The 6,232-nt window shown below is 60.3% G+C and carries 3 protein-coding genes and 4 pseudogenes; all 7 read right to left on the reverse strand.

The window, feature by feature from the left end; translation table 11 throughout:
• Positions 1–1,259, reverse strand: a pseudogene (locus HV796_RS39640) (hypothetical protein); the annotation flags it as partial.
• A gap of 6 nt (positions 1,260–1,265) precedes the next feature.
• Positions 1,266–1,895, reverse strand: a pseudogene (locus HV796_RS46210) (ESPR-type extended signal peptide-containing protein); the annotation flags it as partial.
• Between the two features lie 1,106 nt (positions 1,896–3,001).
• Positions 3,002–3,217, reverse strand: coding sequence for a hypothetical protein (locus HV796_RS39645; RefSeq protein WP_175233212.1), 216 nt, complete (start codon positions 3,215–3,217; stop codon positions 3,002–3,004).
• A 116-nt stretch (positions 3,218–3,333) separates the two neighbouring features.
• Positions 3,334–3,807 (reverse strand): annotated as a pseudogene (locus HV796_RS39650) (IS5 family transposase); the annotation flags it as partial.
• Between the two features lie 483 nt (positions 3,808–4,290).
• A complete protein-coding gene (locus tag HV796_RS39655) occupies positions 4,291–4,596 on the reverse strand; it encodes a hypothetical protein (RefSeq protein WP_175233213.1) in 306 nt (101 codons plus the stop codon).
• A 327-nt stretch (positions 4,597–4,923) separates the two neighbouring features.
• On the reverse strand, positions 4,924–5,301 hold the full coding sequence (locus HV796_RS39660; RefSeq protein WP_175233214.1) for a hypothetical protein: 378 nt from the start codon (positions 5,299–5,301) through the stop codon (positions 4,924–4,926).
• Positions 5,302–5,922: 621 nt separating this feature from the next.
• Positions 5,923–6,115: pseudogene (locus HV796_RS39665) on the reverse strand (IS5/IS1182 family transposase); the annotation flags it as partial.
• Between the last annotated feature and the right edge of the window lie 117 nt (positions 6,116–6,232).

Raw genomic sequence — 6,232 nt, forward strand, 5'->3', positions numbered from 1 at the left:
TGCGCATTCGGGCCGATCGCGATCGCGCTCAGACCCGTCGCACCATCACCGTTGTAGTTGCCCAGCCCCACCAGGCCCCCGTCGTTGATACTCACGTAGTGCGGCTTCGCGTTGGCTACCGAGGTGGACAGCTGCTCCACGTTCACCGCGTCATTCGCGTTCACCCCGTCGGCCACGTTCGACAGCTTCACCGGCGCCGTCGTCCCCGCTCCGCCCAGCGTCACCTGCGACTTCGACGCGTCGTCATACATCACGGCGTTCGCCAGCCCCGTGGAGAGCGAAGAGACCCCGGTGGAGAGCGACGTCATGCCCGTTGAGAGCGAGGCGACGCCGGTCGAGAGCGACGACACATTGGTCACCACGGTGGTGGACAGCGCGTCCAGGCTTGCACTGGTGGCGTTCAGCGCCGTGTCGGTCGCGTACAGCTGCGAGCCGTTGACCGCGTCCGTGCTCGTGCCCAGCACCTGGCCCGGCGCCACGTTGGTGATCTGCCGTTCGGCTCCCGCCGCGCCCACGCTCACCACGCCGCTTGCGCTGCCCGCGTACGTATACGCCGTGCCCGCGATCGTGTCGCCTGTCACCGGCACAGCGGCGGTCGCGGCCTGCGAACCGGCGCCCAGCGCGATGGAATTGTCGGCGCCCGCCGACGCCCCCTGGCCAATGGCGATCGCGTTCGTTCCCGTCGCGCCGTCACTGTTGTAGTTGCCCACGTGCGTGCCGCCGTCGTTGATGCTCAGGTAGTGTGGCTTGACGTCCGCCAGTGACGTCGAAAGCTGCTCCACGTTCACCGCGTCATTCGCGCTCACCCCATCGGCCACGTTCGACAGTTTCACCGGGGTCGTCGCGCCCACGCCGCCCAGCGTCACCTGCGACTTCGTGGTGGCGTCGTCATACATCACCGCGCCCGCCAGTCCCGTGGAGAGCGACGAGATACCGGTGGACAGCGACGTCACGCCGGTGGAGAGCGAGCTCACGCCCGTCGACACGCTGGTCGACAGCGTGTCGAGCGCGGTACTCGCGGCGTTGACCGCCGCGTTGGTCGCGTACAGCTGCGAGCCGTTGACCGCGTCCGTGCTCGTGCCCAGCACCTGGCCCGGTGCCACGTTGGTGATCTGCCGTTCGTTCCCGGCCGAGCCCACGCTCACCACGCCGCTTGCGCTGCCCGCGTACGTGTACGCCGTGCCCGCGATCGTGTCGCCCGTCCACGGCACGGCCGCCGTAGCCGCCACCGAATTGGTACCCAGCGCTATAGAATTCACTGTCGCTGCTGTCGCGCCAACGCCCAAGGCCATCGAAGCACTGCCGCTTGCCGTTGATGTCGCCCCTAACGCCGTCGCGTTTGCAGCGCTTGCGGTCGCAAAGGCACCAATAGCAGATGCACTCGCGCCGTTTGCCGCAGCAGAGCCGCCAGTCGCCAACGACAATGCCCCAGTTGCAGCTGCGGCCGCCCCCAACGCCGACGCTTTAAAGCCGTTTGCAGCCGAAGCGTCGCCTATAGACAAAGCGCCCCCACCGTTCGAAAAAGTTGCCAAACCGTAAGCTTCATTGTCAGACGTCCCATCTGATCCCGCTGTAGCACCGTTGACGCCGCCCGTGGCGGCGGGGCCACTGGGGTTGGCCACATTAATCGCCACCTCACCGCCTGAGGCATAATTGTCCGCATAGGCGCTGCTCGTCGGCACGCACAGCAGGCCGGCAGAATACAGTGCAACTGCTAGGACTTTGGGCGTCGCCCCCCCGGTTGTCACAGGTGGTTCGTGCAGCAAGCCCGGCGCGGGGACACCTCTGCCAGGGCGTTGCGGGGACTCACCCTGTACGCCCTTCGCCGTCTCTCCCGCCGGAACCCAAGACTGCACACGACGGTTCCATACCAGCTGAAAAAGATTCCTGTTCATGGTCTACCTGTCCTTTGTCTGCGTTGTCAATGACACGTTCAGAGTCCGCCCCGCCGTGCACCGCTATCCAGTTTTATTGGCGGCTTATACACCGTGATAAATACTCCTAAATTTAAATTAGACACAAATAATTAGGCTCACGATAAATCGGCCACAAATCGGTCTAATTTAATAACAGAGTTTGTTCGGCGATACGGATCAGAGCGTGTCATGCGCGTTTTCCGCTTCGGATTGACAAAACATCTGGGCGGGCAGTCTTTAGACTACGCATTAAGAATGCGTTATACGGATTGATCTGGTCAATAATTAGTTATGTCCTGGAGGGCCGCGCGAATGCCAATCATTTTTATATACTCGCGATATTAATCTCAATTCAAAATCAATAAAACCGGGCCCATGGTTTCCAGTGTCCGAAAGGGCGGGAACCTGCGCGATTACCAGTGGTAAGTGTTGCTGGTAAAACGATTTGATTTTGGCTAACCTGGCATTTTGGTCTGTGCCGGGGCAGGATGACATGTGTCGTAGTGCTGCAGGCGGTCGAGGAGCTGACGTTGCAGCAGACGTCTATCGATCACCGTCATCGCGATACGCGCGCACGCGCGGCGGGCCTGCTGATGCGCGGACGGGGCCTGGGGCCCGGTGCCATCGCGGCCCAACTGGGCGCGAGTGGCCAGAGCGTGTACAACTCTGGTCGCACGCATGGCGAGAGCGCGGCGTATTGCGGCTTGATGGGAGCACATAACGGCGGCCGGCATGCACTGCTGACTGAAGCCCGGATCGCCAGCGCCGAACCCCTAGCCCTTTGTGGCATGCCCAGCGTGTCGAAGCCGCGCTCAACGAGCCGCTGCCCTGCGAGGTCGAAACGCTGTGCGAAGCGCTCAAGCGCAACGGTTTTTCGTTCAGGCATAGTCGCTACTCGCTCGAAAAAAAAAGCGCAATGACGAAGTGTTCGCAATGAAGCGGGCCACACCCGCAAAGCTCCAGCAGGCTGCACGCGAGGATGCCGTGAGGTTGCTGTGTCCCGATGAGGCGGGCCTCCATGGATCGCCGCCGGTTCAGCGTAGCTGGTCACCACGAGGCGAGCCTCATCAGGACGAACCGAACCATCACTGCCGCCGCAGCGTAATCGGCGCACTGGACTTCGGCGGGAACACGGTGATCCACAGCGCGCATACCGGCACGATCAAGGCCCCGGATGTCGAACGCTTCTTGACAGTGTGCTCGCCACCGGCAACGGTCTGCCAACGGTGATCGTGCGGGACAATGCCAGCATCCATCACGGTATCAGCGAGGCGACGCGCCAACATCGGCTGCTCGAACATAAGGTCATCCTGTTTGATATGACTCCCCCTTCTCAAACGAATTTCTCGTGAAAACATAATGTCCCTTACCACAGGTAAGAAGACGTTTTCGGAGCGGGACGAGGATTGTTGCGCAGTCACAGATCGCAGCCGGCCGCCGGAAACCAGGCTCTGTTCAAATTGTCGCGAATGGCCCCGAACGTGCAGTCAGGGGATACGAGCACTAGGTAGCGGTGCGCGAGCTTGCCGTAACGAGTGGAGAGTCGACGAAAATGCTTGATACGGTTGAAGAAGCGCTCGACCACATTGCGGGTGCGGTACGGCATCGGGCTGTAGCGGCGTTCGGATTTACGGTTCGAGCGCGACGCAATCACGACATGGGCGCCGGTGGAGCGAGCCGCCTGCACAAAGGCACCGGAATCGAAGCCTTTGTCCGCAATGACGGCTCTGGCACGCAGATGCTCGACAAGCTCCTTCGCAAACGAAATGCCTTGGAAACTGTCCTTCGGTCACGATCAGTCGCAACGGTCTGTCTGCCGCATCCACCGCCAGTGCAGTCTGGTACCCATGCCACTTCGGCAACGTCCTGAGGCCCTTGCGGCCCGCTTTTTTTAATGCCCCGGATCCACTGTCGACGTTACAGGCTGCGCCGCCCTCAGCAGATTCACCGAAAAGCGAAAAGACACACACTACGGAAACTTGCGGTCATATCAGTATCTAGAATCCATGTCGACGGACAGCGCCAGATGCGCCGTGTGCCGCCATACATTCCTTCCCTTCCGGATGCCCGACTCGTGTCTCCCGTGCCTGATTGGAATCCGCTGGTCAGCCCTGCATCAACGCCGCAGACCTTGCGCTCGCGTTGCATAACAGCCTTTTACTGGCCACGGTCGGACCGTTTCGCCACACGAAGGCGATCGCGTCTTCCATTTGCCCCGGGCCGAGCCGAATCGAGGCTACGCTGCTCTGTGGCCGCAGCAGGGCGAGGTGCGCAGGGATGAAAATGATCAGCCAACCAGTCAAGCGTTCCGCTGAGCAGGAAACCACCGAAGACCCGGCCTAGGTAAATCTGGGCCCGGCTGCGATGGAAAACCCTACTCCAGCTTAAGTGGTTCGACTTCCCACTCGAGCGCGGACAAAGAAAGCAAGCACTCGCTAACATAAAAAGCCCCATCGATCCAATCGATGAGCGTACCAAGATCCGACCACACCCTTAAATCCATCCCCTTTTTGACGCGAATCGAGAACGTGTGAGTACTTCCCACATCACCTTCTGCGTCGATAAATGGAATCCATCCGTTTTTTTCGATACGGTGGATCACGATACACGCGACGCGCCGGTCACGCAGGAAGCTCTCAAGCTGGCTTTGCAATGCTAGGTAGACCACTTTCTTTTTCATGGGGTTCGTCCGGCAGGTTGTAACACGACCACGCACCAAGCCCGTCACACGGGACAGGTGTCCGATCTCCGTAGTGGGGACGGGGGCTGGAGGCGGCGTGCGCGTCCATAGGCAAAACGATCATCGAGGACGCGACACGAATGCTTTGCAGAGTTCACAATCAGTCGCTGAAGCGTTGGACGACTCAAGGGACACAAGACGCCGTACGGTGGCGACCGTGCACCGGAGCACGGTATTTTGAACTTACCGATCGCTGCGGCGGCCAGACCTCGGCCGACACCCAGATTGGTGCAAAGGCTGATGGAGCCGTCTACGCCGACAGGGATGCTATCGACCGTGAGATGGAAAGCAACTGACGAAAATATGTGAACCCTGTGAACAGGAGTTCTGCGCGTCACTCTCGCGCGCCGGCACATACTTCATGTGTCGCGCGTCGGCCAGACACACCGTCAGCGCACGCTGCTTCAGCACCTCGTCGCGGCGGATCAGGTACACGTCGGACGACTCCAGCGCCACCGTGTCGATGCCGCACGCGAGCACCCGGTCGGCCAACCCCCGCAGGTCATCAGTCATCGTGCCGAGCTCGCGCATCGACTCTTCGCTGACCCGTCGTCGTACCAGCACCCAGTGGGTCAAGGCCCCGACATCGAATCCGGGGGCGTTCGAGAACAGCTCGGGGCGGCCTTCGCGCTTGCGAATCGCCATTGTCTGTCTCACTATTGTGGATACACGGCAGCGCCATGAGACGTGCCGCATTCGACTTGATCCCTCAAATAGGATCCGGCTCGCGCCGCTTACGACTGCCGCCATCGATTTCCGGGGCATGCCCGACACCGGGCTTGCCTCGCGCCATTCGCACATGTCGCGGGTTACCACCGATGATGTGTCGCTCATTTTCCTGTTGACGCAGACCTTACAGCGCATCGTCATCCTCGACCTCGTTTCTTCAGCGACAACCCTATCCGGTCTGGGTCCAAGGAAACTAAGTAGTACTACCTAGATCCGCGAAAGATGGGCTATTTGCCCACCGACGCTTACTCTGGCACCTGCCCGAAACGGATTCCCAGACACTAGGAGGGCATTGTCGCCGCGCAAAGTGCAGTGGGATGATGTTTTTCCTTGCGCGAAACGCCGGGTCCAAAGAATTATACTCACATCATTACGTATTTCGAGAAACTTTCACGTCCTAGCAGGCTGTGAATACTCCTTGACCGTCGCGAGCCATCGCATTCGGAAGGGTCGTTGCGACGGATCGTTCGCGCCGCTGTGATACTGAACTTCCTTTATTCAGATGCAGCTATGTCGTTTTCTCTGCTGTCCGCACTTTCACGCCGTCCGGCTCGCAAACGTTCGCACGCGCGTCAGGTTGTAGGGCCTGAGTCAGCAGGAAGACCTGATCGACTCGCTCCAGCCCTTGATACTTGGCTTGCCAGATCCTGCCGACGGTCTTGCTCCAGCCAAAGACCTGCTGGAAGCATCTGCGTTTTCGCCGACTGATGGCGCAGCCGGGCCAGAGCGTGTCGTAAATCTGTCATCCATTGAAAGGCCAAAGGCAAGAGGTAAATGCTCCTCTCTCAGGCTTTACCCTGCTTGACCTGAAACATCTTGCGCCCCCCCACTTCGACGCGCACGAGCA

The sequence above is a fragment of the Paraburkholderia humisilvae genome (assembly GCF_902859855.1).
GTDB lineage: Bacteria > Pseudomonadota > Gammaproteobacteria > Burkholderiales > Burkholderiaceae > Paraburkholderia > Paraburkholderia humisilvae.

Bases quoted from the DNA above. Each gene is read 5' to 3' on its own strand.
- HV796_RS39645 (WP_175233212.1), bottom strand. From the start codon at position 3,217: ATGTTCGAGCAGCCGATGTTGGCGCGTCGCCTCGCTGATACCGTGATG.
- HV796_RS39655 (WP_175233213.1), bottom strand. From the start codon at position 4,596: ATGAAAAAGAAAGTGGTCTACCTAGCATTGCAAAGCCAGCTTGAGAGC.
- HV796_RS39660 (WP_175233214.1), bottom strand. From the start codon at position 5,301: ATGGCGATTCGCAAGCGCGAAGGCCGCCCCGAGCTGTTCTCGAACGCC.